Source organism: Rhizobium sp. USDA 4016 (assembly GCF_056279705.1).
Genome location: NZ_JBWCCY010000004.1, coordinates 513,606 through 536,051, shown reverse-complemented (window position 1 = coordinate 536,051; position 22,446 = coordinate 513,606). Strand labels below are relative to the sequence as shown.

The 22,446-nt window shown below is 59.8% G+C and carries 23 protein-coding genes and 3 pseudogenes; 19 read left to right on the top strand and 7 right to left on the bottom strand.

All coding sequences use genetic code 11. The annotated features are described in order from the left end of the window. Positions 1-36 precede the first annotated feature (36 nt). From mgrA to ACZ9DP_RS17820, 7 genes and pseudogenes are all read left to right on the top strand, one after another. A complete protein-coding gene (mgrA, locus tag ACZ9DP_RS17850) occupies positions 37-1,068 on the top strand; it encodes an L-glyceraldehyde 3-phosphate reductase (protein WP_476203088.1) in 1,032 nt (343 codons plus the stop codon). A 25-nt stretch (positions 1,069-1,093) separates the two neighbouring features. Further along, the gene (locus ACZ9DP_RS17845; RefSeq protein WP_476203087.1) at positions 1,094-1,348 is read left to right on the top strand and encodes a hypothetical protein; all 255 of its coding nucleotides are present in this window, start codon (positions 1,094-1,096) and stop codon (positions 1,346-1,348) included. Between the two features lie 72 nt (positions 1,349-1,420). Next, positions 1,421-2,317, top strand: coding sequence for an NAD-dependent epimerase/dehydratase family protein (locus ACZ9DP_RS17840; RefSeq protein WP_194728023.1), 897 nt, complete (start codon positions 1,421-1,423; stop codon positions 2,315-2,317). A gap of 198 nt (positions 2,318-2,515) precedes the next feature. Then, positions 2,516-3,340, top strand: coding sequence for an aldo/keto reductase (locus tag ACZ9DP_RS17835; protein WP_476203086.1), 825 nt, complete (start codon positions 2,516-2,518; stop codon positions 3,338-3,340). Between the two features lie 235 nt (positions 3,341-3,575). After that, the gene (locus ACZ9DP_RS17830; protein WP_476203085.1) at positions 3,576-4,619 is read left to right on the top strand and encodes an aldo/keto reductase; all 1,044 of its coding nucleotides are present in this window, start codon (positions 3,576-3,578) and stop codon (positions 4,617-4,619) included. A 240-nt stretch (positions 4,620-4,859) separates the two neighbouring features. Continuing rightward, complete coding sequence (locus tag ACZ9DP_RS17825; RefSeq protein ID WP_476203084.1) at positions 4,860-5,084, top strand: hypothetical protein; 225 nt, start codon at positions 4,860-4,862, stop codon at positions 5,082-5,084. A gap of 7 nt (positions 5,085-5,091) precedes the next feature. After that, positions 5,092-5,302, top strand: a pseudogene (locus ACZ9DP_RS17820) (IS66 family transposase); the annotation flags it as partial. 211 nt (positions 5,303-5,513) lie between these two features. Here ACZ9DP_RS17820 and ACZ9DP_RS17815 read toward each other — a convergent pair. Then, positions 5,514-7,055 (bottom strand): Fic family protein, encoded by a 1,542-nt coding sequence (locus ACZ9DP_RS17815; protein WP_476203083.1) that lies wholly within the window; start codon positions 7,053-7,055, stop codon positions 5,514-5,516. Between the two features lie 436 nt (positions 7,056-7,491). On the opposite strand from ACZ9DP_RS17815, the pseudogene ACZ9DP_RS17810 reads away from it, so the two are divergent. Further along, positions 7,492-8,046: pseudogene (locus tag ACZ9DP_RS17810) on the top strand (IS110 family RNA-guided transposase); the annotation flags it as partial. Positions 8,047-8,391: 345 nt separating this feature from the next. Here the strand turns inward: ACZ9DP_RS17810 and ACZ9DP_RS17805 are convergent. Genes ACZ9DP_RS17805 through ACZ9DP_RS17790 form a run of 4 tightly spaced genes read right to left on the bottom strand, consistent with a single transcriptional unit; the run spans position 8,392 to position 11,629 of the window. Beyond that, on the bottom strand, positions 8,392-9,120 hold the full coding sequence (locus ACZ9DP_RS17805; protein ID WP_476203082.1) for a transporter substrate-binding domain-containing protein: 729 nt from the start codon (positions 9,118-9,120) through the stop codon (positions 8,392-8,394). Positions 9,121-9,155: 35 nt separating this feature from the next. Beyond that, complete coding sequence (hpaI, locus tag ACZ9DP_RS17800; RefSeq protein ID WP_476203081.1) at positions 9,156-9,923, bottom strand: 4-hydroxy-2-oxoheptanedioate aldolase; 768 nt, start codon at positions 9,921-9,923, stop codon at positions 9,156-9,158. 8 nt (positions 9,924-9,931) lie between these two features. Continuing rightward, a complete protein-coding gene (gene hpaH / locus ACZ9DP_RS17795; RefSeq protein ID WP_476203080.1) occupies positions 9,932-10,714 on the bottom strand; it encodes a 2-oxo-hept-4-ene-1,7-dioate hydratase in 783 nt (260 codons plus the stop codon). 21 nt (positions 10,715-10,735) lie between these two features. Beyond that, on the bottom strand, positions 10,736-11,629 hold the full coding sequence (locus ACZ9DP_RS17790; RefSeq protein ID WP_476203079.1) for a dioxygenase family protein: 894 nt from the start codon (positions 11,627-11,629) through the stop codon (positions 10,736-10,738). A 308-nt stretch (positions 11,630-11,937) separates the two neighbouring features. Here ACZ9DP_RS17790 and ACZ9DP_RS17785 point away from each other — a divergent pair, with 308 nt between their 5' ends. From ACZ9DP_RS17785 to ACZ9DP_RS17740, 10 genes are all read left to right on the top strand, one after another. Beyond that, positions 11,938-12,654 carry a GntR family transcriptional regulator gene (locus ACZ9DP_RS17785; protein ID WP_476205394.1) on the top strand — a complete coding sequence of 239 codons (717 nt, stop codon included), beginning with the start codon at positions 11,938-11,940 and terminating at the stop codon, positions 12,652-12,654. Further along, positions 12,655-13,485 carry a sugar phosphate isomerase/epimerase family protein gene (locus ACZ9DP_RS17780; protein ID WP_476203078.1) on the top strand — a complete coding sequence of 277 codons (831 nt, stop codon included), beginning with the start codon at positions 12,655-12,657 and terminating at the stop codon, positions 13,483-13,485. It begins immediately after the preceding gene. A gap of 75 nt (positions 13,486-13,560) precedes the next feature. After that, positions 13,561-14,229, top strand: a complete 669-nt coding sequence (locus tag ACZ9DP_RS17775; protein ID WP_476203077.1) for an amino acid ABC transporter permease — start codon at positions 13,561-13,563, stop codon at positions 14,227-14,229. An 11-nt stretch (positions 14,230-14,240) separates the two neighbouring features. Next, entirely contained in the window at positions 14,241-14,891 is a 651-nt protein-coding gene (locus ACZ9DP_RS17770; protein WP_476203076.1) for an amino acid ABC transporter permease, read from the top strand. Between the two features lie 51 nt (positions 14,892-14,942). Next, positions 14,943-15,785 carry a transporter substrate-binding domain-containing protein gene (locus tag ACZ9DP_RS17765; protein WP_476203075.1) on the top strand — a complete coding sequence of 281 codons (843 nt, stop codon included), beginning with the start codon at positions 14,943-14,945 and terminating at the stop codon, positions 15,783-15,785. Positions 15,786-15,849: 64 nt separating this feature from the next. Continuing rightward, a complete protein-coding gene (locus tag ACZ9DP_RS17760; protein WP_476205392.1) occupies positions 15,850-16,572 on the top strand; it encodes an amino acid ABC transporter ATP-binding protein in 723 nt (240 codons plus the stop codon). A gap of 12 nt (positions 16,573-16,584) precedes the next feature. Then, entirely contained in the window at positions 16,585-17,487 is a 903-nt protein-coding gene (locus tag ACZ9DP_RS17755) for a shikimate dehydrogenase (RefSeq protein WP_476203074.1), read from the top strand. 2 nt (positions 17,488-17,489) lie between these two features. Beyond that, entirely contained in the window at positions 17,490-17,858 is a 369-nt protein-coding gene (locus ACZ9DP_RS17750) for a 5-carboxymethyl-2-hydroxymuconate Delta-isomerase (protein WP_476203073.1), read from the top strand. Between the two features lie 28 nt (positions 17,859-17,886). Continuing rightward, a complete protein-coding gene (gene aroQ, locus ACZ9DP_RS17745) occupies positions 17,887-18,336 on the top strand; it encodes a type II 3-dehydroquinate dehydratase (RefSeq protein WP_476203072.1) in 450 nt (149 codons plus the stop codon). Between the two features lie 15 nt (positions 18,337-18,351). After that, on the top strand, positions 18,352-19,386 hold the full coding sequence (locus ACZ9DP_RS17740) for a Gfo/Idh/MocA family protein (RefSeq protein WP_476203071.1): 1,035 nt from the start codon (positions 18,352-18,354) through the stop codon (positions 19,384-19,386). A 310-nt stretch (positions 19,387-19,696) separates the two neighbouring features. Here the strand turns inward: ACZ9DP_RS17740 and ACZ9DP_RS17735 are convergent. Further along, a pseudogene (locus tag ACZ9DP_RS17735) lies at positions 19,697-19,902 on the bottom strand (SLC13 family permease); the annotation flags it as partial. A 58-nt stretch (positions 19,903-19,960) separates the two neighbouring features. Continuing rightward, positions 19,961-20,668, bottom strand: a complete 708-nt coding sequence (locus tag ACZ9DP_RS17730; RefSeq protein WP_476205391.1) for a GntR family transcriptional regulator — start codon at positions 20,666-20,668, stop codon at positions 19,961-19,963. Positions 20,669-20,791: 123 nt separating this feature from the next. Between ACZ9DP_RS17730 and mdcA the strand changes: the two genes are divergently transcribed. Further along, entirely contained in the window at positions 20,792-22,438 is a 1,647-nt protein-coding gene (gene mdcA / locus ACZ9DP_RS17725; RefSeq protein ID WP_476203070.1) for a malonate decarboxylase subunit alpha, read from the top strand. Positions 22,439-22,446: the final 8 nt, after the last annotated feature.

The window sequence follows — 22,446 nt, the reverse complement described above, 5'->3', positions numbered from 1 at the left end:
CAGCTCCGAAGAGCCCAGCGATTCTACGTCGAGGTTATGAAAATGTATGCTCCAGCTCCGAACAGGAACGAGAACGTCAATTATCGCCCGTGCGGGCGCTTTGGCCTCAAGCTTCCGCCGATTTCGCTTGGCCTATGGCAGAACTTCGGCGGCACGGACTGCTTCGAAACCGGCCGCTCCATTATCCAGCGCGCATTTGACCGCGGCATCACCCACTTCGACCTCGCCAATAACTATGGCCCGCCATTTGGATCCGCCGAGGAAAACTTCGGCCTGATCCTGAAGAAGGACTTCGAGCATCACCGCGACGAGATGGTGATCTCCTCCAAGGCCGGCTGGGACATGTGGCCCGGCCCTTATGGATCGGGAGGCTCTCGGAAGCATGTTCTCGCCTCTCTGGACCAAAGCCTGCGGCGGATGCGTCTGGACTATGTCGATATCTTCTACTCACACAGGCCGACCACGGATGTGCCGCTCGAAGAGACTATGGGTGCGCTCGTGCAGATGGTCCGGCAGGGCAAGGCGCTCTATGTAGGCATCTCGTCCTACGGTCCGGAAAGGACGCGCGAAGCAGAGCGCATTCTTCGCGCCGAGGGCGTGCCGCTGCTGATTCACCAACCCTCCTATTCCATGCTGAACCGCTGGATCGAGGAGGGACTCCTCGACGCGTTGGGGGCGCTCGGGGTGGGCTGCATCGCCTTCTCGCCGCTGGCCCAGGGACTGCTGACCTCGAAGTATCTCAACAAAATCCCGGAGGACGCCCGAGCAGCCAAAGGCGGTTCCTTTGATGCGCGCCTCTTGACCGAGGATAACCTAAGTCGTGTCCAGGCCCTCGACGCGATCGCAAAACGGCGGGGTCAATCACTGGCGCAGATGGCGATTGCCTGGACTTTGCGTGATCCACGGGTCACCTCGGCGCTGATCGGCGCGCGCACCATCGCCCAGCTTGATGACTCCCTCGATTCTCTCAACAATCTGGAGTTCTCCCCGGAGGATCTGCAGGAGATCGACCATTACGCCACCGAAGGTGGCATCGATCTTTGGCGCGGCGTCAGCAAGCAAGTGTGAGCCGCACGGCCGAAAAGGATTAACCATGCTCGACCTGCTCGCATTGGCCAGGCTGTCCGAGTTGAGCGGCCGGAAGGACAAGGAACGCTGCCGCCGCGACGAGGATGCATTTTATGAGGAGTTCGGCGCCGATCCGCCCGCCTTCATCGTTGCAATCGGCCGCGCACTGAGCTTCATCGCCCGTCGCCGGGCAACGGGACACGCGCAGAAAGTGGCTTATTGTCAGGCGGAAGGGAACTGTCGACCTGCTGTTCAGAATGGCGCGCTTACACGCGTGTAGTGCCCCAGGTAGGCGGATCGCCGGCGCAATAGCAGCGAGGAATTTTCGACTACGGAAGAATCGGAGGTCAAAATGAACAAGCGAATCGTATTTACCGGTGGGAGCGGCAAAGCAGGCCGCCATGCCGTCTCCTATCTGGTGAACAAGGGATACAAGGTTCGCAACCTTGATCTCGTCCCGCTGAACTGTCCGGGCGTCCAAACACTGATCACAGATCTCACCGATGGTGGCCAGACGTTCAACGCTTTGTCGATGCATTTTAGCGGCGAGGATCTCCAGCCTGGAGGCGGGCCGGCTCCGGTTGATGCCGTGGTGCATTTCGCGGCAATTCCGAGCCTTCTGCTCAAACCGGATAATCGGACCTTCGAGGTCAATGTGATCTCGACCTACAATGTCATAGAAGCCGCCGTGAAACTTGGCATCCGAAAAGTAATCATCGCTTCCAGCGAGACAACCTATGGGGTGTGCTTTGCCGAGGGAGACAAGAATTTCCAGCAATTCCCGCTAGAAGAGGACTATGACACCGACCCGATGGACAGCTACGGCTTGTCCAAGGTCGTCAATGAGAAGACGGCGCGAGCGTTCGCGATGCGCAGCGGCGCGGACATTTACGCCTTGCGGATCGCCAATGTCATCGAACCTCAGGAGTACGACCGTTTTCCCGGTTTCCTGGCCGAGCCAGCGTCGCGCAAACGGAACGCCTGGAGTTACATCGACGCCCGCGACCTGGGGCAAATCGTCGACCTTTGCCTGCAGGTCGACGGTCTTGGCTTTCAGGTCTTTAACGCGGTCAATGACACGATCACGGCGACTATGCCAACGCGCGACTTTCTGAGGCGCTGGGCCCCGGACACACCCATCGTTCGAGAACTCGGCGAGTTGGAAGCACCCCTCTCGAACCGCAAGATCCGTGAAGTTCTCGGATTCAAGGAAGAACACAATTGGCGGAAATACGTGTCTGGCCAGTGATCCCTGGCGGCACGTCGAAATTTCTTCGATACGGCAAATGCGTCCGCACAGGGAAGAGCGAAGTCATGTCCGGCGTTTTGCTAGAGGAACGAGCGCTAGCCAGGACATCATGCCTCGCCATCAAGGTGTCCGGCCGGATTGGGCCATGTGTGCCGCTTTACGTGGACGGATTCCGAGCAAAGGAAGAAGGAAGACGATATGACAATAGAAGCAACGGTCGCCGGTATCCCGCAGATCGGTTACGGTACGTGGAACCGCTCCGCGGAAGAAGCTTATCAGGGTGTCATCTGGGCGCTGGAAGCGGGCTATCGGCACATCGATACCGCCCAGGGCTATAGTAACGAGCAGGACGTCGCCCGCGGCATCAAGGACGCCGGTGTGCCCCACGGCGAAATCTTCATCACGACAAAGGTGAAGCCCGAAAATTACGGACCCGGCGCCGTCATGTCCTCCGTCAAGGAGAGTCTCGAAAAGCTGCAGACGGACCAGGTTGATCTGCTCCTCCTGCATTGGCCATCGCCCCACAAAAAATATCCACTGGCCGACTACATTGGCCAGCTTGCAGAAGTATTCGACGCTGGTCTCGCCAAGCGAATCGGCGTTTCGAACTTCACGAAAGCGTTGATAGATGAAAGCATCCGCCTGCTCGGAGACCGCACGATCACCACCAATCAGGTGGAATGCCACGTCTACATGCAGAACCGGCCGATCATCGATCATTGCGAAAGGCTCGGCATTGCCATTACCGCCTATTCGCCGCTGGCGCGCGGTGCCGTCGTCGGTGATCCGGTTCTCGAAGAAATCGCCAAAGCGCACGATGTCACGGGCGAGCAGATCGCTCTCGCTTTCCTGATGGCCAAGGGGCACATCGTCATACCCTCTTCCGGCAAGAAGGACCGCATTGTCTCGAATTTCGCGGCCCGCAAGATCATTTTGACGCCGGATGAAGTCAGACGGATCGCAGGTCTCGAAAAGGGCATGCGACTGGTGAACGGCGACTGGTGCCCCGTTTGGGACCTATGAAGCCCCAAAAAGCGCGTGCGACGAGTGTCGCTCGTAAGCTGGTCGAAGCCGAGGCGGAATGCTGACCCGAGACGCAACGGAAGTGACTGATCGAAACTCAATGCTGTCATTGGCGGTCGAAGCGGACGACGCGGAGTTCTACGTCGCCTGCGAATACGACCATGAAGGCGTCGTCGCGAAACATCGCGAAATGTTGCCACGCGAAAGCAGGCAACTGCAGAAACAGGAGAGACAGATGACTATCCAGCAAGCCGCAAAATCCGTCGCTACGGCGCTGCCCACCCGCCGCCTCGGGCGCACCGACATGGAGATCACACGTGCAGGGTTCGGTGCCTGGGCGATCGGCGGCGCCGACTGGGCCGCCAGTTGGGGCGCGCAGGACGACCGCGATTCTATCGCCGCCATCCGCCACGCGGTGGAGCGCGGAATCAACTGGATCGACACGGCGGCTGTCTACGGCCTTGGACACTCAGAAGAGGTCGTGCGGGAGGCGCTCGCCGCAATCCCGGCCGATGATCGGCCCTATGTCTTCACCAAATGCGGCCTCGTCTGGGACGAAAAGGAACGCCAGGCGACGCCTCGCCGTGTCGGCGCGGCTGCAAGCATCCGCCGCGAGGTGGAGGCTTCACTAAGACGCCTCGGCGTCGAGCGCATCGATCTTTATCAAATGCACTGGCCCGCCGATGATGGCTCAGCGCTGGAGGAGTATTGGCAGACGCTCCTTGACTTAAAAAATGAAGGAAAGGTCCGCGCCGTCGGCTTGTCGAACCACACCGTGGCACAGCTCGAGGTCGCCGAGCGCCTCGGCCACGTCGATACGCTTCAGCCGCCATTCTCTGCCATCCGCCGGACTGTCGCCGGCGCCGAGCTGCCCTGGTGCCATGCCCATGAGACCGGCGTCATTGTCTATAGTCCCATGCAATCCGGCCTTCTCACCGGTCGCTTTACGGTCGAACGCGCCAAGTCCCTGTCGCAGGATGACTGGCGGTCCCGCAACGCTGAATTTTCCGGGGAGCATCTTACCCGCAATCTGACGCTCGCCGATGCCCTGAAGCCAATTGCCGAGCGTCACCGGGTGAGCGTGGCCGCAGTCGCGGTTGCCTGGACGCTGGCCTGGCCCGGGGTGACTGGGGCGATCGTCGGTGCCCGCAGCCCGGCCCAGGTGGACGGCTGGCTCGACGCGGCAAGCCTCGCATTGTCAAGACAGGATTTGGCCGAGATCGCTGCCGCCATCGAAACCACTGGTGCCGGTTCTGGGCCGATGCAGCCTGGAATGTGATGGCAGTGGCGATGATCCAAATAAGCACGCAGGTGCGGCTCCTCGGTTTGCCGGGGAGCTTGCGCCGAGGCTCGTACTCTCTTGCCGTTCTTAGAGGACTCAAGCTGGCGCTGGGCCCGGCGGTCGATCTTCAAATCGGCGACCCGCGGCTGCCTCTTCCGCGAAGAGGAACTACGCGCCGCACGCAAGGCATCATCCACCGTGAACAGCCAATTGCGAACGGAGCAGGACATCGAGAGAATGACCGAGACGTTCCGAATGCGTGGATTCTCATCAGTGGAAGGACGCTTCATTCCCGGCCTCGTTGCGATTGCCGCACCTATCCTCGATTGGCAGGGTAGAGCCCAATGCGTGATCACCCTCATAGGCACGGACCCCGCAGTGACGGAGCCGGGTTCCGATGCGGTGCGGAAGCTCATAGGATTCTGCGAGAAACTATCCTTTTCGCCGATGATCACCGGCTGACGGGACGCCCCAATACGCCTTCCGGGGCCGCGACGGCGTGATCCAGGCCCTGGCGCCGGCGCACATCGTCGAAAGCGGTCTGCCGACAGAACGACTGCTTGCCTATATTGCAGTCTCCAAATACCCTGGCGGTCTTCGCTTTACCGGCAGGAGGCGATCTACCTGCGCGACGGCATCCAATCAGCCGGTCGTTGATAGTGCAGTGGATGGGGCATCTGAGCGCGCAGCGTATCGTGTGGGATCGCAGTTTCGGCCGCTACAGCCTATAGTAGCGTGGTTGGTGGGAGGATTTAATTATTACTCGCGCTCGCCGCAAGTAATAATGGTTGCAGGCTTGAGACGCGAAAACTCCCTTGTTTATCAACGCATTTCCGAGCGCATCTCAACGTTTAGCAGCGATGCCAGCCGTTCTTGGAGGTTCAGAGGGCGTCAATCGTGCCGCTGGTCCGCGTAGAGCGCCTCGATCCTTGCAATCTCGTCTTCTGTCAGCGCGGCGAATTCCTTCTCCCGCGCCCGCTTCGAGAGTGTCCCGCCATTCTGATGCAGGAAGCGGAAAAGAAGATCGAGCAGACGATCCGGCATGTCGATCATAAGCGACAGGCCGGCCCTGAATCCGTCATAGGCCCTCAGGAACCTGGCCTCCTCCGGCAGATCTACATCGATCGTACGCGCCACGCATCGGAAGAGAAACTCCGCATGCGGCGTCGCATCAAAATAGCGGTAGAAATCCGCGGTGTCGTTCAACACCTCGACATTTCCCCGGTCGGTCGGCCTCCAGAGGACATGGGCCAGCAAACGCCGCGAGTAGCTTTCTAGTACGCGGCGATACTCATCGATGCGGTCGAGGATGACGGCTGAGACAGGAAAGACCAGCCCGGGCGGATTGAAACCACGCTCGGCAAGCACATGATGGATGAGATAGCGGTGCAGGCGGCCGTTCCCGTCCTCGAAAGGATGGATATAGACGAATCCGAAGGCGAGCGCGGCAGCGGCAAGGACCGGATCGAGATGCCGGGCCGGCCCCTGATCGAATGCGGTCAACCCGTCGATCAGGTCCGGCAGGTCCTCATGCCGGGCGCTGATATGGTCGGGGATCGGAGCACCGCTCACGCGGTCATGCTCACCGACGAACCCGCCTTCCTGACGCAGGCCGAGGTGAACGAAGCGGGCATCCCCAATGACGATGCGCTGCAATCGCTCCAGTTCCATGCGGTCCACTGGGCGGCGCCCCGCCTCGCCAATAACCTGGCCCCAACGCTGGATGCGGTCTTGAGGCGGGTCTTCGCCCTCGATCTGGAAACTGGATCGCGAGTCCTTGAGCAGGAGGAAGGCGGCGGTGCGGGCCAGAAGGTCTGCCGGAACCTCAGCGATCACGCGACGGGCTTCCTCGCCCAGATTCCGGGCGACGAAGTCATCCAGCTCCGGCGTGCGGAAAATCATCGGACACCAGGCACGTGTTCCGGGCAGATTGTTTTTCACACGATGGCGTGAAGAGGTCTCACCCTCCGATGTCCATTGCTGTTCAGGATCGACGACAAGGGCATAGGTGCCGCGGGTGGCGTTGGGAAGATCGAGCGGCTGATCGAGCAGCCATTCGTAGAGGAACCAGAGCCGTCGCGCATAGGCCCCAGTCGGGGCCGCGCGAACGATCTCGACGATGGCTTCCGGACCCGTCGCGCGAAAGAGCATTTTCAGGACAGCGAGATCCAGCCCCTCGTAGCGCAACGCAAAGGTCAGGTGGCCGGTCAGACTGGCTTCGGGCTCATGGCGGGGCGTATAGAGTTTCCAGCCCTCCGCCTGATAGACCTTATGTCGGGGGCCAATCGCAGCGAGGGTGATGGGGATCGGCACGGCCAGATCGAAGGCGTCAATCAGAGCGGCATAACCGGCCGGGATAGCCGTTTTCGGCAGCCAGCGGCCGTGAAGAACGCTGACTGGCCCTGAAAACGGCTTCTTCTGCCCCTGTTCCATGATTTTCGATGCTCGCGCCTGAGAATCCATACTAGAGAAAGCATCGCCTGAAAAACAATTATAGGCAATGAATTTTGATGACTATGGCGCACGTGCGTGATTTTTGATTCTCGCCCGCTTGATAGGTTTCGCGGTAATAGCAGCAGGCCGGTCGGGGATTTCATCTTAACTTGCAGCAACCATGGGTGCCCTGCCTATGCGGGTATTGCTGGCGGCTAGGAACCGTCTCGGGCTTCTTACACCCCCCATCTGCAGGGAGACCCCGCAGCGCGCCCCTGAGAGGGAGGTGGCTTTACAAGATCGGACAGGCGAAGTGACTGCGAGTCTACCCCAGTCGTCCCATCCCATTGAGGTGCTCCGCCAAGCGGTCCTTGAGGGGACACGCGGTATCGCCTATTCGGCGATACATCATGAAACGAACATCTGGTAACAACACAAATTCGAGGAGCGGATCAATGAGCTCGTCGAAGACAGGCCTGATCTTCGCGAAATCATGCAGCCTTTGTTGACTGCACGCAAACTGCTGCGTGAAGAGTTCACCAGGCTGCACAAAAAGGTTTTGGATTTGGTCCGTGAGGATGAAGTCTGCCGCCGGTTGACGACGATCCCCGGCGTCGGCCCCGTTGTCGCTCTCACCTATGTGGCAACCATCGATATTCCTGCGCGGTTTGCACATTCAAAAGCGGTCGGTTCTGTGCTCGGCCTGACGCCGAGACTGAACGAGTCTGGTGAAAGCAAACGGGTCGGGCGAGTATCCTGTTGTGGTGACGCGATGATGCGATCCCTGCTTTACGAAGCAGCGCAAGTCCTGCTGGCAAAAGTTAAGAAATGGTCGTGGCTAAGAGCCTGGGCGATGAATATCGCCAAACGCCGCGGCCGGCAAAAGGCGGTTGTAGCCCTGGCCCGACGGCTTGCGGTGATCATGCATCGCATGTGGAGTGACGGAACCGAATTCTGCTGGACACGGGAGAGCTTGCCTGTTGCTGCGTAAGCAACCAGGGTAACGAGAACCAGAGGAGACAAGAGATTCCGCCGCCGGTGGAAAGATGTCCTTCGCAGGACGACGGATGGGGTAAGTTCGCGTGGTTGTCTGTTGCGGTCGCTCATCGCGATCAGGTCGCCGATTAGATTGTTTCGCCCCATTCTTCTGGTCCCATAATGGGAGGGCCACACAGGCCGAGCCCGGAGAGAAGCGCGATACTGCGAAGACATCAACCATAGGTACGGATAGTCAGAAGGTGCTTGACCTCACCACGCCGAATAGAGAAGACAACAACCCATCACCTCTATGCTCGAATGAACGGGTCCTGCGGTCGCTATCCCAATTTGGATTAGCTCAATTTGCCAAAGCAACGCCATTGCGTTGCGCATCGCGGATGACGTTTTCCGAGAAACCTCCTCGAAGGACCTCCTCGACAAATTCGCGCACCAAGAGACCCGCAGCTGGATGGGAACAACTGACAGCGATCGTTTGCCTGATAATGAGGAATGGTTCCGCTAAGACGCGGAAACCCTTACGCGCGCTCGCAAAGCGCTCAAGCGCTTGCCATACACCCGCCGCGGCGTGGTGTTTACCTTCGACAAGCATTTCAAGGGCTTCCCCCGGCGTAGACGAATGAACGATTTTGGCATGCGCGAGACGCCGGGACAAATATAGCTCATAGGCAGCGTTTCGGGTGACGCAAATTTCCACGCCCTCCGCGTCGACGTCCTGAATGGTGCGATACGGTGTTCCCTCTCGAACCACAAGCGTACCCTCGATCAGCGCATAGGCAGGCGAAAACAGCAGCCTGTCTTCGCGCGCCGGGTCGGCGGCCAGGAAGGCGATGTCCCACTCGTCCTGATCGACCCGGTCCAGGATACTGGCTGCCGAAGGGTAGGCGACGAATTCGACACGACAGCCAAGGCGCTCTGAAAACTCTCTAGCGAGTTGTGGGCTGACACCTTCAAAGGCTCCTGTATTCGGATCGAGCTGCACCAAAGCCATATTGGCGAGGTTTACCGCCGCCCGCAGATAGCCTTTCGGGATCAGTGCGGTGAGCGAAGCTGCGATATCGTCGGTCATGTCTCGATCTCCTGCCGGACAGCGCAATCTTGCGGTCACTGTTGCCTGAATTTCGCTGCCAGCGCCTCGGTTCCGCGTGCGAGAAGGCCGGCGTCGACACCGACCGCCGTAAAGGTCGTGCCAAGTTCGATACAGCGTGCAGCGAAGGTGATGTCCGGCGTCAGAATGCCGGCCGGCTTGCCGAGAGCCGCAAGGCGGCTGATCGCATCCTCGACGGCAGCCACGACCTCAGGATGGCCGGGCTCCCCCGGATGTCCAAGGCTGGCGGCAAGATCCGCCGGGCCGATGAAGACACCATGGACACCATCAACCTGTGCAATGGCCTCCAAGGCCTCCAGTGCCGCACGGGTTTCCAGCTGCACCAGCAGGCACAACTCCTCCTCTGCCCGCTTCGCGTAACCGGCGACACGCCCAAAACGCGTCGCCCGCGTTAGCCCGGACACGCCTCGGATACCGGCCGGAGGATAGCGCATGGCGGAAACCGCGGCTTCCGCTTCCGCACGGTTCTGCACATAGGGAATGAGCAGCGTCTGCGCGCCGATATCGAGGTACCGCTTGATCAGCACCGCGTCATTGCTGGCAGGCCGCACGATCGCCGAGACGTCGTAGGCGGCGACCGCCTGCAATTGCGGCAAGACTGTCAGCACATCGCTCGGCGAGTGTTCGGTGTCGAACAGCAGCCAGTCGAAGCCCGAAGGCGCCACGATCTCCGCGGCATAGCTGCCCGGCAGGCTGCACCAGAGACCGATCTGCTGCCCCTTTTCGCGCAGCGCCCGCTTGAAGCGATTTTCCGGAAGATTCATGTTTTCCCCTATACAAAAGCGACGCCGATCGCACCGACCGGGCCATAGTCCGCATGGATGACGTCTCCCGCCGCGATGTCGACAGGCCGCGTGAAAGAACCCGCCAGCACGATCTGCCCCTTCTCCAGCTTGCCGCCAACCGCATGGAGCTTGTTGACGAGCCAGGCGATGCCTGCTGCGGGATGTCCCATGACGGCCGCCGAAACGCCGGATTCCTCGATGATCCCGTTCTTGGAGAGCGTTGCGCCGATCCATCGGATATCGACATCCATCGGACGAATGACACGGCCACCGACAACGATGGCGCCAAAGGCGGCATTGTCGGCGATCGTATCGGTGATCGCGCGGGGGACCTCGGTTCTGTAATCGATGATTTCGAGTGCCGGAACAATGAATTCAGTGGCGCGCATGACGTCATAGATGCGCGAATTTGGGCCTTGGAGATCTTCGCCCATGATGAAAGCCAGCTCAACCTCGAGCCGCGGCTTGATGAAAAGGTCGGCCCTGATCTGGGCACCGTCATTGAACAGAGCGTCGTCGAGGATGCGCCCGTAATCCGGCTCGGTCATCTTCGATGCCATCTGCATGGCGCGTGAGGTCAGTCCGATCTTGTGCCCTGCCACGCGCGCACCCTTGGCAATCCTGCCTTCCGCCCAAAGATCCTGAATGCGATAAGCGTCCTCGATCTCGATGTGCGGATAGGTCTTGCTGAGCTGCGGGATCGGCACCCGGCTTTCCTCGGCGGTCAGCAGTGCCTGTGCCGCAACGCGGCGCTCTTCATCCGTCAACATGGGTGTCGTTCTCCCGTTTGTTTATTTGATTGGCGCACGCGGCAGAACTGCCTCGCCGGGCTCCATCACGTATGTGTATTCCAGGGAAAACCAGGGAACGTTCACATTCGGATCGTCCGGATGCGGTTCGTCATGCTGCACGAAATCCCCGGTCAGCGCCGAGGTAACGCCGAACTGAACGTCGGAATCGATATTCGGATCGCTAGGATCGAAGACTTGCGAAATCAGAGTCTTGTACCCTTCCTTGAAGATCAGCGCGTGCAGGTGCGCCGGGCGATAGGGGTGACGTCCTTGCGCTTTCAAAAGCCGGCCGACGACACCGTCCACCGGGATCGGATAGCCCACCATCTTGACCGTGCTGAACCAGAAGCGACCGTCTGCGTCCGTGGTGAATTTGCCCCGCAGGTTCATCTCGGCCTGATCGGGATCCTGGTTCTCGTAGAGACCGACGGGCGACGCATGCCAGACATCCACTTCGGCGCCGGCAATGGGGCTGCCTTGCGCATCCACCACCCGCGCGTGAACGAACAGCGGCGAACCCGGCGTATCCGACCGGATGATGGTGCCGCCATTTTCAACGCGCGGCGAGTTGAGGCGCCAGAAGGGGCCAAGCAGCGACTGGGACGTTTCCGTCTGGCCCTGGTCGCCATTGTTGAGCAGGCAAACCAGCGTCGAAACACCCAGAGACCCCGACATCAGGACGAACTCGTTATGGCTGTCCGTCTGCAATTGGCCGATTTCGTTAAGGACCGCCGTGGCATCGCGAAACTCCGGCTCCGTTAAGCGGACTTCGCGAATAAATGCGTGCAGATGCTTCGCAAGCGCCGTCATGATCTCGCGAAGTCGGTCATCCGAGGTCTGCTCCATAACCTTCAAAACAGCGGCCGTCACATCCTCTTGCGTCCGTATCACCATCTCACGCCTCCCTGTGGAGGCCTGTTTTGATAAATCATCGATTATTTGTCAAGCCTGACACGACTTCAACTTACGCGATTTAGGGAAAATACGCTTAGTTCACTCAGTATCTGATTCCAAAATACTGATTTAATTACATATTATGAGCTTCCTGCGGCCGAGCATGGAGATCCTGGATAAATTTCTCCAAAACAATTTGACATAAATAATCGTTTATTATATCGATCGTCGATAATGAAATCCGCCACCAGAAAACGTGGCGAAACCATCTGGGAGGATGTCGATTGCGATCAGGGCCTGGAAGCCTCATTTCGGAAAGCGGCGTTGAGGCGGCAACGCCCACGCCATCCTTTCCGGATGACGGCAAGAACACGATCGCCAGCCAGCTCGTATCGCGGTTGCGCGAAGCGATCATTTCCGGCCAGCTCGAGGCCGGCAGCAAGATCAATCTCGATCGGGCAAAACAGAGCTTTAACGTCAGCCTCAGCCCTTTGCGCGAGGCATTGGCGCGTCTGATTTCGGACGGGCTGGTCGAGTTCGAAGACAATCGCGGCTACCGCGTCTCGCCCGTTTCGCTGTCGAACCTCGAAGAGATCACCAGTTTGCGCGAGGAATTCGAAACTTATGCGCTGCGGGAATCCATGCGCGTCGGCGATGTCGATTGGGAAGGCAACGTCATGCGTGCGCTTCATCGTCTCAATCGCACGGAACGGGATGCTTCCAAACCCGAAACGCTTGAGCAGTGGGAGGCCGTCCACCGGGAGTTTCATCTCACATTGATTTCGGGCTGCCGTAAACCGCTGCTTCTCAGTTTCTGCAAGACCATGCTGAACCTGAACGACCGCTACCGGCGCACATTTCTCACCCGAACATCCGGCGACCGCAATGTCAGTGTCGAACACAGCGAAATCGCACAGGGAACGGTGGCGCGGGATATGGACTATGCCTGCGACCGGCTGCGCGAACACATCCATCGCACCGGCACAAATCTGCGACGGCATCTCGCTGAAAAGGGAATTACCTGAATGGAGACCCGGGAGGAAACCATAGCAGCCAGGACTTCCGCGCCACTGCTGGGGGTCGCGCATTTTTCAGCGATTGATGTCGAGCCGGCAAAATTTGTGTCGCTCGCAGCCATAGCCGGTTTTTCATCGGTCGGTCTGCGCCTTCATCCGGCCTTTCCCGGCGCTCCCTATTATGATCTCCCGGCGGGAAGCGACTCAGCGCGTGAGGTAAGGGCCCGGCTGGAGGGCGAAGGGATTTCGCTCTATGACATCGAATTCGTTGTCATAGGACCGGACTTTGATGCCGCTGCTCTGACGTCCATGCTTGAAGCCGCCAGCGCGCTCGGTGCGCGGCGTCTCAGTGTTTGCGGCGACGACCCGGATCGGGAGCGCCTTGTTGCCAATTTCGCAGCGCTTTGCGACCTCGCGGCCACGTTCGGCATGGGCGTCGATCTTGAGAACATGGGCTGGCGCACCGTCGCCAGCTTCCATGACAGCCTGTCGATCGTGCAGGATTCCGAACGGAACAATGGCGGTGCGCTGGTCGATGCGCTGCACTTCTTCCGCAATGGCGGGCAGGCGAAGGACGTCTCTTCTGCTCCTGAAGGCATGGTCAGGAGCATTCAACTCTGCGACGCCCGCGGACCTGCACCGCTCATGGTGGAACAAATGATTAGCGAGGCCAGAACGGGACGCTTTGCGCCGGGGCTGGGTGAGCTTGCCGTCGTGAGCCTGATTCAAGTGTTGCCGGCAGGCGCTGCCGTTTCGGTGGAGGTGCCTATCCATTCCAGCCAGACGCCCGAGGAGCATTTGCGGCACCTTCACGATACCACCCGTGCGTTGACCGGCTAACCACGAACAACAGCGCAAAAGCTAATACGACACGGGGACAGGCAGAGGAGCCTGTCGGCGGAGAGAGATATTGTCATGAACTACGTGCTGAATTTCAGCGTTGTCTTCGAAAAGATGCCCGACCTGCTGATGGCGGCTCTGGCCACGATCGGTCTGGCCTTGGCCGGCATGTCGCTGGCGCTGGTGATCGGCGTGATCGGCGTCGCGGCCCGGTCATCGAAAGTCCGTCCCTTGCGCGCGGCGGTCATCGCCTTCGTCGAAGTGGTCCGCAATACCCCTTTCCTGGTGCAAATCTTCTTCATTTTCTTCGCCCTGCCGATGATGGGTGTTCGCCTCAATCCCACTGTCACGGCGATCATCGCGCTCGCCATCAATGGCGGCGCCTATGCCATCGAAATCATTCGTGGCGGTGTCGACAGCATCCACAAAGGTCAGGTTGAAGCCGGTCTGGCACTCGGCCTGCACAAGGCGCAGGTGTTTCGCCTGATCGTTCTGAAACCGGCGCTCAGGGCAATTTACCCCTCGCTGACCAGCCAGTTCATCATGCTGACGCTGACGACATCGGTCTGCACGTCTATCGCGGCTTACGAGCTGACCTCCGTCGCGCAGATCATCGAGTCCGACACGTTCCGCAGCTTCGAGGTCTATTTCACGATCACGCTGATGTACCTCGTCATCTCCTGGATGATGATGGGGCTGTTTGCGCTGATCTCGCGGCATTTCTTCAGCTATCCGGTGCGGTGAGGAGCAGGACAATGGGTGTTATCGGCCAAAACGAAATGCTATTCCTGCTGCAGGGCCTGAAGTGGACATTGCTTCTATCTGCGATCGGCTTCATCGGCGGCGGGGTTTTCGGACTCGTCATCGCGCTTGCCCGCACATCTGAACTCTCAGCCCTCCGCAAGACGGCGGCGGGCTATATCTCAGTCTTCCAGGGTACACCGCTGCTGATGCAGCTCTTCGTCGTCTACTACGGGATCGCGCTTCTCGGCGTCAGCGTCGAGGCCTGGGTGGCTGTCGCGATCGCCTTCACGCTGCATGCCAGCGCATTCCTGGGCGAGGTCTGGCGTGGTGGTATCCAGGCAATCCCGAAGGGCCAGACCGAGGCCGCCAATGCGCTGGGGCTTCACTATGTGTCGCGGATGAAGGACGTGGTCCTTCCCCAGGCGTTCAAAGTCTCGTTGCCGGCAACCATCGGTTTTCTCGTTCAGCTCATCAAGGGCACGTCGCTTGCCGCCATCGTCGGCTTTATCGAGCTCGCCCGCGCCGGACAGATCGTCTCGAACCAGACCTACAGACCGTTGCTTATCTTCGGCATCGTCGGCGCGATCTACTTCGTCATTTGCTGGCCTTTGTCTCTCTATGGGGCCTGGCTCGAAAATCGGATGGCAAAGGCCGTCCGGTAAGTTGGCAATCCAACGAACGCATAAGCTCTATCAACCAAGGAGGAGAAGGTAATGATCAGCAGCTTTAAGACCGGTCTGAAGCGCCGTGGAATTCTGTTCGCAGTAGCAGCTCTGATGATGGCCCCGTGGCTATCGCCGATGTCTGCCCAAGCCGCGACGGTGGAGGAGGTCAAAGCCAAGGGCAAGATCATCGTCGGCATTCAGGGCGACAACGCGCCCTGGGGCTTTGTCAATTCGAGCGGCGTTCAGGACGGTTTCGATGCCGACATCGCCAAGCTCTTCGCCAAGGAACTGGGCGTGGAGGTCGAATTCGCACCGCTCGCGGTCGCCAACCGCATTCCGGCGCTTGTCACCGGCAAGGTCGATATCCTGTTTGCCACCATGGCAATGACGGAGGAACGGGCCAAGTCGATCCAGTACAGCAAGCCATATGCTGGCAACACGATTTCGCTTTACGGACCGAAGGACAAGACGATGGCCAAGGTCGAAGATCTTGCCGGCATCGACATCGGCGTTCCACGCTCAAGCTCTCAGGACAAGGCGGTGACCGACGCGGTCGGCTCCAACGCAACAGTCCGCCGCTTCGACGACGATGCGGCGACCATCCAGGCGCTGCTTTCCGGCCAGGTTCAGGCTGTCGGCGGCAACCAGTTCTACCTCGACCGTCTGGAAGCGGCCAGTGCCGGCACATATGAACGCAAGATCGATTTCCTCACGACATTCAATGGCGTCGGAACACGACTTGGCGAGAAGGACTGGAATGAAACCGTCAACGCCTTTCTCGACAAGATCATGGCGAACGGCGAGCACGCCAAGGTCTACGCGAAGTGGATGAAAGTGGAGGTTCCGAAGTTTCCCGAGTCCATTCCGAACATCCCCTTCACCATCAACTGATACACGTTCTATGCAGGAGGTCGCCGTGCCGCACGCAGCTGACAATCGAAGCCCGCTCCTCTCCATGGAAGGGGTGGATAAATGGTACGGCGCATTCCATGCGTTGAAGAACATCAACCTTACGGTTCGCAAAGGCGAGAAAATCGTCCTTTGCGGACCGTCAGGATCAGGTAAATCCACGCTGATCCGTTGCATCAATGCGCTCGAGAAAATCGAGAAAGGCACGATCATGGTCGAAGGGACAAAGTTGGATGACAGCGGCAAGTCGATCGACGCCGTCCGGCGCGAAGTCGGCATGGTGTTTCAAAGTTTCAACCTGTTTCCGCACATGACAATCCTGGAAAACTGCACGCTTGCGCCGATGCGCGTACGCGGCACCAGCAAGGCGGATGCCGAGAAAGTCGCCCGCAAATATCTCGAACGCGTCCGCATTCTCGACCAGGCTGAGAAGTTCCCGGCGCAGCTTTCGGGCGGGCAGCAGCAGCGCGTAGCCATTGCTCGTGCGCTCTGCATGGAACCAAAAGCCATGCTGTTCGATGAGCCGACCAGTGCACTCGACCCTGAGATGGTCAAGGAAGTCCTCGACACGATGATTGGTCTGGCCAGAGACGGCATGACGATGATTTGCGTCACCCACGAAATGGGCTTTGCGCGGCAGGTTGCCGACCGCGTGATCTTCATGGCCTCGGGCGAGATCGTCGAAGAAGCGCCGCCGGAAACCTTCTTTCGCAATCCGTCGCATCCGCGCACCCAAGCCTTCCTCGGCGAAATCCTGGCCCATCATTAAGGCGATCCCCACATGACTGTTTCAAACGAAACGATGAAGCGCGCTGTGTTGGTGGGACTGATCGGCGCGGATATCCAGATGTCGAAATCCCCTGCCCTGCACGAGCGCGAAGGTCTGCTTCAGGGGCTCGACTATCGCTATGAACTCCTCGACCTTGCGGAGCGCGGCCTTCCGGCCACCGCCCTGCCTGACCTTCTGGCGGAAGAGGAGGCGCGCGGCTTTGCCGGCAGCAACATCACCCACCCCTGCAAGCAGACGGTGATTCCGCATCTGACGGATCTGTCCGAGGATGCCCGCATGCTGGGCGCCGTCAACACGGTCGTGTTCAAGGATGGAAGACGGACCGGTCACAACACGGACTGGTACGGCTTTTATCAAAACTTTCGGCGCGGCCTTCCTGACATCCCGCGGCATCGGGCTGTCCTTCTGGGCGCCGGCGGCGCGGGCGTCGCGGTCGCACACGCCGCGATGAAACTCGGCATCGAGCATCTGGCGATTTTCGATCAGGATATTGCACGGTCGACAAAGCTGGCCGAGGAATTGAACACGCGGTTTTCCTCTGAGCGGGCCGTCGCCATCGCCAATGTCGGCAAGGCGATGCAGAGCGCCGACGGACTCATCCACGCCACGCCGACTGGAATGAAGAACCATCCCGGGTTGCCGATCGAGGAAAGGTGGCTGGAGCCCCATCATTGGGTCGCCGACATCGTCTACATGCCGCTGGTGACCGAGCTTCTGGCGCTTGCCACCCGTCTCGGCTGCCGCACCTTGCCGGGTGGAGGGATGACGGTGTTTCAGGCGGCAGCAGCCTTCAAGCTCTTCTGCGGCATTGAGCCCGACGCCGATCGGATGAGCGCTCACTTTACCGAATTGTGCATCGGCGCCCAAAGCGGCCGCACGCGAAGGGAAAATTGAGAATGCCACACATCGTTATCGAATACAGTAAGGGAGCCGGAAGTCGCATCGACATGCCAGCACTCGTCAAGGCGGTGCATCGTAGTATCCGCGAAAGCGGTGCGGTGAAGCCGAACGCCGTCCGTACCTTTGCCCGCGAGGCGACGTATTCGCTTGTCGCCGATGAGGACCCGGCCAATGACTTCGTGCAGATTATCCTGCGGATCGCCCCCGGCCGCCCGGCCGCCGAGAAGCAACAGATCTTGCAAACGGTCTATGACGCCGCGGCCAGCATCGCGCGTCCGGCCCTGAACGAGGGACGCTGCGCTTTGCGCGCCGATCTTATCCAGTCGGATCCCAATTTTGCGATCCACGAGACCACACTGCCGTGACCATTCCGGCAAGTCGAAGGGAAGATGCATGAGCCTAATCTATGTTCTCAACGGTCCGAATCTCAATCTGCTCGGCAAGCGCCAGCCGCATATCTACGGTCATGAGACGCTCGCCGATGTCGAGGCCGATTGCCGCCGGGTGGCTTCCGAACTAGGCCATGACATCCGCTTTCACCAGAGCAACCGCGAATACGAGATCATCGACTGGATCCATGAAGCGCGCGAGGACGGCGCCGGTATCGTGATCAACCCAGCCGGCTTCACCCACACCTCCGTTGCCATTCTCGACGCGCTGAACACCTTCGAGCAGCCGGTCATCGAGGTGCATATTTCCAACGTCCACAAGCGAGAGGCATTCCGCCATCATTCCTTCGTCTCGCACCGCGCCGACGGGATCATCTCCGGGCTTGGAACCGAAGGCTATCAGTTTGCGATCCGCCGGGTGGCAAGCCTGATTACGTCTGCCGAAAAGAAGTGACGGGAAGGGCTCAGCATGGAACGGAAAGTGAGACTTGCGGTGCTCGGCGCCGGCCTGATCGGCAAGCGACATATCCAGCATGTGCTTGCCGAGCCGCAGGCGGAACTTCTGGCCGTCATCGATCCGATGCCGCTTGGGCAGAAGATCGCCCAGGAATCCGGCGCTAAATGGTTTCCAAGCTTTGCGGCAATGATCGAAACGCATCGTCCCGACGGCATCATCGTCGCGACGCCCAATCAGGTGCATGTCGCCAACGGCCTCGAAGCCGTAGCCGCAGGGGTGCCGGCGCTAATCGAAAAGCCGATTGCCGACGATATCGCTGCCGGTGAAAAGCTGATCGGCGCGGCGGAAGCCGCTGGCGTTCCGCTTCTGGTCGGCCACCATCGCCGCCACAATCCGATGATCCAGAAGGCGAAAGAGATCATCGACAGCGGCGCGCTTGGCCGCATCCTCGTGGCCAATGCGATGTTCTGGCTGTTCAAGCCGGACGACTATTTCGACATCGACTGGCGGCGCCAGGCCGGAGCCGGCCCGGTCTTCCTCAACCTGATCCACGACGTCGACAACCTGCGCTACCTTTTCGGCGATATCGTTGCCGTGCAGGCACGTGAATCCAACGCCGTCCGCGGCAATGTTGTCGAGGAAACCTCGGTGATCCTGATGGAGTTCGCGAGCGGTCTTCTTGCCACGGCCACCGTTTCGGATGCCGTCGTCGCACCCTGGAGCTGGGAGATGACGACGGGCGAAAATCCCGCCTATCCGAAGACGGAAGAGGCATGCTACCTGATCGGCGGGACGCACGGATCCCTGACGATCCCGGCCCTCGACGTGTGGAAGAACGGCATAAAACGCAGTTGGTGGGAGCCCTTCGAAAAGCGCCGCGTCGCCGTTCAGGACGAAGACCCGCTCGTGCTGCAGATCCGGCAGTTCTGCAAGGTGATCCGCGGTGAGGAAGCGCCGCTAGTCAGCGGGCGCGAAGGGCTGAACACGCTGAAGGTCATTATGGCCGTCAAGCAATCCGCAGCAAGCGGCGAACGCATCTTCCTATAGAAACCGATACCGGGGGCATCTCCCAGCGATTCTTGGCGAATTCAACCTATCGTGGGCGCCATATTGGGCCTGTCGTCTTATGTCACGGGCCTCGATCCACCCATCTGAAATCCCGAGTCTTCACCCTGATTTCGCAGATTTGTGAAGCGGCTCCAAAGCTTGCCCCTTCTGGAGGGCGACAACTCGTTGTTCTCAAGGGTCACCGCCAGCGCCGATCGTGACTCTTTGGATTCTCATTTCCTCAGCAATTTCAAATTGTTGTCGTTAGTTCTGGTAGGGGAATCTTTAGTACCGCTTCACAATCCTGCTCTCAGATCGCGCCTGGCACGACGAACTCCAGCCAGGCAGAGATGGGTCCGATGATCGCGATAGTGCGCTGTAAACGAGTAGCTTGCGCAGCACGCTGTCACGTTCTGCCTCGGGAGCGTTGGCCACCACGAGAGCGCCGTTGGTTGAGAACGGGCTGGTGTCGACGATGGTCGTCGAGATCGCGATGGCGCCCAGCCGCCCGGCGGCCGGTCCCCATTGCTGTGGCGATGTAGCGGCTCCTCCCGCCACATCTATTGCGGGTCTATCATTCCTCTGATGTCCGGCCCTGTGCTTCGCCGTCATGCGCCGCGACATAGCGGTCGAGGGCGCTCGCCGCATTCAGCATGTGCGCCCGCATTCGCCGCGCCGCCAACTCGCCGTCTCCGTGCGAAATAGCCTCCATCACGCCGTCATGCTCGTCGCGCGAACGGACGATGCGATTTCCCTGACGGAGCTGCGTTCTGCGGAAAGCGCTGAGCCTCGTTCGGACCGCCATCGCCTGCTCGGCGAGAAACTCGTTGTGGGTGGAACGGTAGATGCTTTCGTGGAATTCGCGATTAAACGCGTCATAGGCATCATAGTCTCCGGCCTCGACCATCGCCTGCGAGGCGTCATGCAGCGTGAGGAGATGGCTTCGTTCGAGCGGCGTCATGCGATAGGTCGCAAGACGCACGCACAAGGCTTCGATCTCGGCCATGGTCTCGAACATATCCATGATCCGCTCGGCCGTCATGCGGGTAACGACCACACCGCGGCGCGGGCGTATCTCCACGAGGCCGCTCACTGCGAGCTGGCGCAGCGCCTCGCGAACAGGCGTGCGTGAGGCCCCGAAACGATCGGCAAGCTGCTGCTCGTCGAGCGCGGAACCGGCCGCGAGAACGCCTGCGGCGATCTCGTCGGTAAGCGCGTTACGGATACGGTCCGAGAGCAGCTCCCGGTCTTCCCCGTGATATTCATCCACTGCGGTCAACATCGTCACAACACCCTCCTATTGCATACCAAATATCAACTTCTTCGACATTAAGTATACGTAAACTTGACATACTGGCAATAATGCATACCATTATAAAGATAAATGCACGATCGGAGAACAAGAATGACGGTCTGGCAAACACAAAAGGTGGCCCGGTCTGACCGCCTGAACGCCGGCTCCAGATACGCTCGCGGTAAGCTGGTGACGCTTGATAATGTTTCCGCTTTGCTCGGATCAGTGCTGCGATCGGGCGATCGGGTCTGCCTGGAAGGAGACAATCAGAAGCAGGCTGATGTTCTCGCTGCTGCCCTTGCTGCCCTCGATCCGGCGAATATCCATGATCTCCACATGGTGCAGTCCGGCGTGGTGCTGCCCGAACACCTGGATGTGTTCGAAAGCGGCATAGCCAGACGACTCGACTATTCCTATTCGGGGCCGCAGTCGGCGCGCATCGCGCGGATGCTGTTTGACGGTCAGATCGAGCTTGGCGCGGTTCATACCTATCTGGAACTCTTCGCGCGCTATTTTATCGACCTCACTCCAAACGTCGCTCTGATCGCGGCGGTAAGCGCCGACGCCGAAGGCAATCTCTATACCGGCCCCAACACCGAGGATACGCCGACCATCGTCGAGGCGACCAGCTTCAAGGGCGGCCTCGTCATCGCTCAAGTGAAGGAGGTCGTCGACAGGGTGCCGCGCGTCGACATTCCCGGCGATCAGGTTCATTTCGTCGTGGAGGCAGGCAAGCCCTTCTACGTCGAGCCGCTTTTCACCCGCGATCCGGCCGCCATCACCGAAACCCAGATTCTGACGGCAATGCTCGCGATCAAGGGGCTTTATGCTCCTTATGGTGTCCGCCGGCTCAATCATGGCATTGGTTTCAACACCGCCGCGATCGAGCTTCTCCTCCCAACCTATGGGGAGAAGCTCGGTCTCAAGGGCAAGATTTGCACCCACTGGGCACTCAATCCGCATCCGACGCTGATCCCCGCGATCGAGGCCGGCTGGGTCGAGCAGATCCACTGCTTCGGCTCGGAAGTGGGCATGGAAGACTATATTGCCGCCCGCTCCGACATTTTCTTCACCGGGGCAGATGGGTCGCTCCGCTCCAACCGCGCCTTCTGCCAGACAGCAGGGCTCTACGCCTGCGACATGTTCATCGGCTCGACCCTGCAGATCGATCTTGAAGGCCACAGCTCGACGGTGACCGCGAGCCGTATCGCCGGTTTCGGCGGCGCGCCGAACATGGGGTCGGACCCGCGCGGGCGGCGACATCCGAGCGAGCCCTGGCTAAAGGCCGGTGCCGAGGCGGACCCCGATACGCCTGCCCATCTGCGACGCGGCCGCAAGCTCGTCGTCCAGATCGGCGAAACCTTCGGCGAAAAGAACGTGCCGCTATTCGTCGAACGTCTGGAGGCGCTGGCGCTCGCTGAAAAGCTCGATCTCGAACTTGCGCCCATCATGGTCTACGGTGACGACGTCACTCACGTCGTCACCGAGGAGGGGATAGCCAACCTTCTCCTCTGTCGCGACCGGAACGAGCGCGAGCAAGCGATCCGTGGCGTCGCCGGTTACACGGATGTCGGTCGCAACCGCGATCGGAAGATGGTCGAGCGGCTGCGCAAGCGAGGTGTCATCCGCAGGCCGGAGGATCTCGGCATCGATCCGCTGGACGTCGACCGCAGGATGCTCGCTGCACACTCGATCAAGGACCTTATGCTTTCCTCCGGCGGGCTCTATCGCCCCCCCAGCCGGTTCCGGAACTGGTGAGAAAGGAC

Bases quoted from the DNA above. Each gene is read 5' to 3' on its own strand.
- ACZ9DP_RS17770 (WP_476203076.1), top strand. From the start codon at position 14,241: ATGGGTGTTATCGGCCAAAACGAAATGCTATTCCTGCTGCAGGGCCTG.
- ACZ9DP_RS17840 (WP_194728023.1), top strand. From the start codon at position 1,421: ATGAACAAGCGAATCGTATTTACCGGTGGGAGCGGCAAAGCAGGCCGC.
- hpaH (WP_476203080.1), bottom strand. From the start codon at position 10,714: ATGTTGACGGATGAAGAGCGCCGCGTTGCGGCACAGGCACTGCTGACC.
- ACZ9DP_RS17765 (WP_476203075.1), top strand. From the start codon at position 14,943: ATGATCAGCAGCTTTAAGACCGGTCTGAAGCGCCGTGGAATTCTGTTC.
- ACZ9DP_RS17825 (WP_476203084.1), top strand. From the start codon at position 4,860: ATGACCGAGACGTTCCGAATGCGTGGATTCTCATCAGTGGAAGGACGC.
- ACZ9DP_RS17740 (WP_476203071.1), top strand. From the start codon at position 18,352: ATGGAACGGAAAGTGAGACTTGCGGTGCTCGGCGCCGGCCTGATCGGC.
- hpaI (WP_476203081.1), bottom strand. From the start codon at position 9,923: ATGAATCTTCCGGAAAATCGCTTCAAGCGGGCGCTGCGCGAAAAGGGG.
- aroQ (WP_476203072.1), top strand. From the start codon at position 17,887: ATGAGCCTAATCTATGTTCTCAACGGTCCGAATCTCAATCTGCTCGGC.
- ACZ9DP_RS17780 (WP_476203078.1), top strand. From the start codon at position 12,655: ATGGAGACCCGGGAGGAAACCATAGCAGCCAGGACTTCCGCGCCACTG.
- ACZ9DP_RS17730 (WP_476205391.1), bottom strand. From the start codon at position 20,668: ATGTTGACCGCAGTGGATGAATATCACGGGGAAGACCGGGAGCTGCTC.
- ACZ9DP_RS17790 (WP_476203079.1), bottom strand. From the start codon at position 11,629: ATGGTGATACGGACGCAAGAGGATGTGACGGCCGCTGTTTTGAAGGTT.
- ACZ9DP_RS17835 (WP_476203086.1), top strand. From the start codon at position 2,516: ATGACAATAGAAGCAACGGTCGCCGGTATCCCGCAGATCGGTTACGGT.
- ACZ9DP_RS17775 (WP_476203077.1), top strand. From the start codon at position 13,561: ATGAACTACGTGCTGAATTTCAGCGTTGTCTTCGAAAAGATGCCCGAC.
- mgrA (WP_476203088.1), top strand. From the start codon at position 37: ATGAAAATGTATGCTCCAGCTCCGAACAGGAACGAGAACGTCAATTAT.
- ACZ9DP_RS17805 (WP_476203082.1), bottom strand. From the start codon at position 9,120: ATGACCGACGATATCGCAGCTTCGCTCACCGCACTGATCCCGAAAGGC.
- ACZ9DP_RS17760 (WP_476205392.1), top strand. From the start codon at position 15,850: ATGGAAGGGGTGGATAAATGGTACGGCGCATTCCATGCGTTGAAGAAC.
- ACZ9DP_RS17755 (WP_476203074.1), top strand. From the start codon at position 16,585: ATGACTGTTTCAAACGAAACGATGAAGCGCGCTGTGTTGGTGGGACTG.
- mdcA (WP_476203070.1), top strand. From the start codon at position 20,792: ATGACGGTCTGGCAAACACAAAAGGTGGCCCGGTCTGACCGCCTGAAC.
- ACZ9DP_RS17815 (WP_476203083.1), bottom strand. From the start codon at position 7,055: ATGGAACAGGGGCAGAAGAAGCCGTTTTCAGGGCCAGTCAGCGTTCTT.
- ACZ9DP_RS17750 (WP_476203073.1), top strand. From the start codon at position 17,490: ATGCCACACATCGTTATCGAATACAGTAAGGGAGCCGGAAGTCGCATC.
- ACZ9DP_RS17830 (WP_476203085.1), top strand. From the start codon at position 3,576: ATGACTATCCAGCAAGCCGCAAAATCCGTCGCTACGGCGCTGCCCACC.
- ACZ9DP_RS17845 (WP_476203087.1), top strand. From the start codon at position 1,094: ATGCTCGACCTGCTCGCATTGGCCAGGCTGTCCGAGTTGAGCGGCCGG.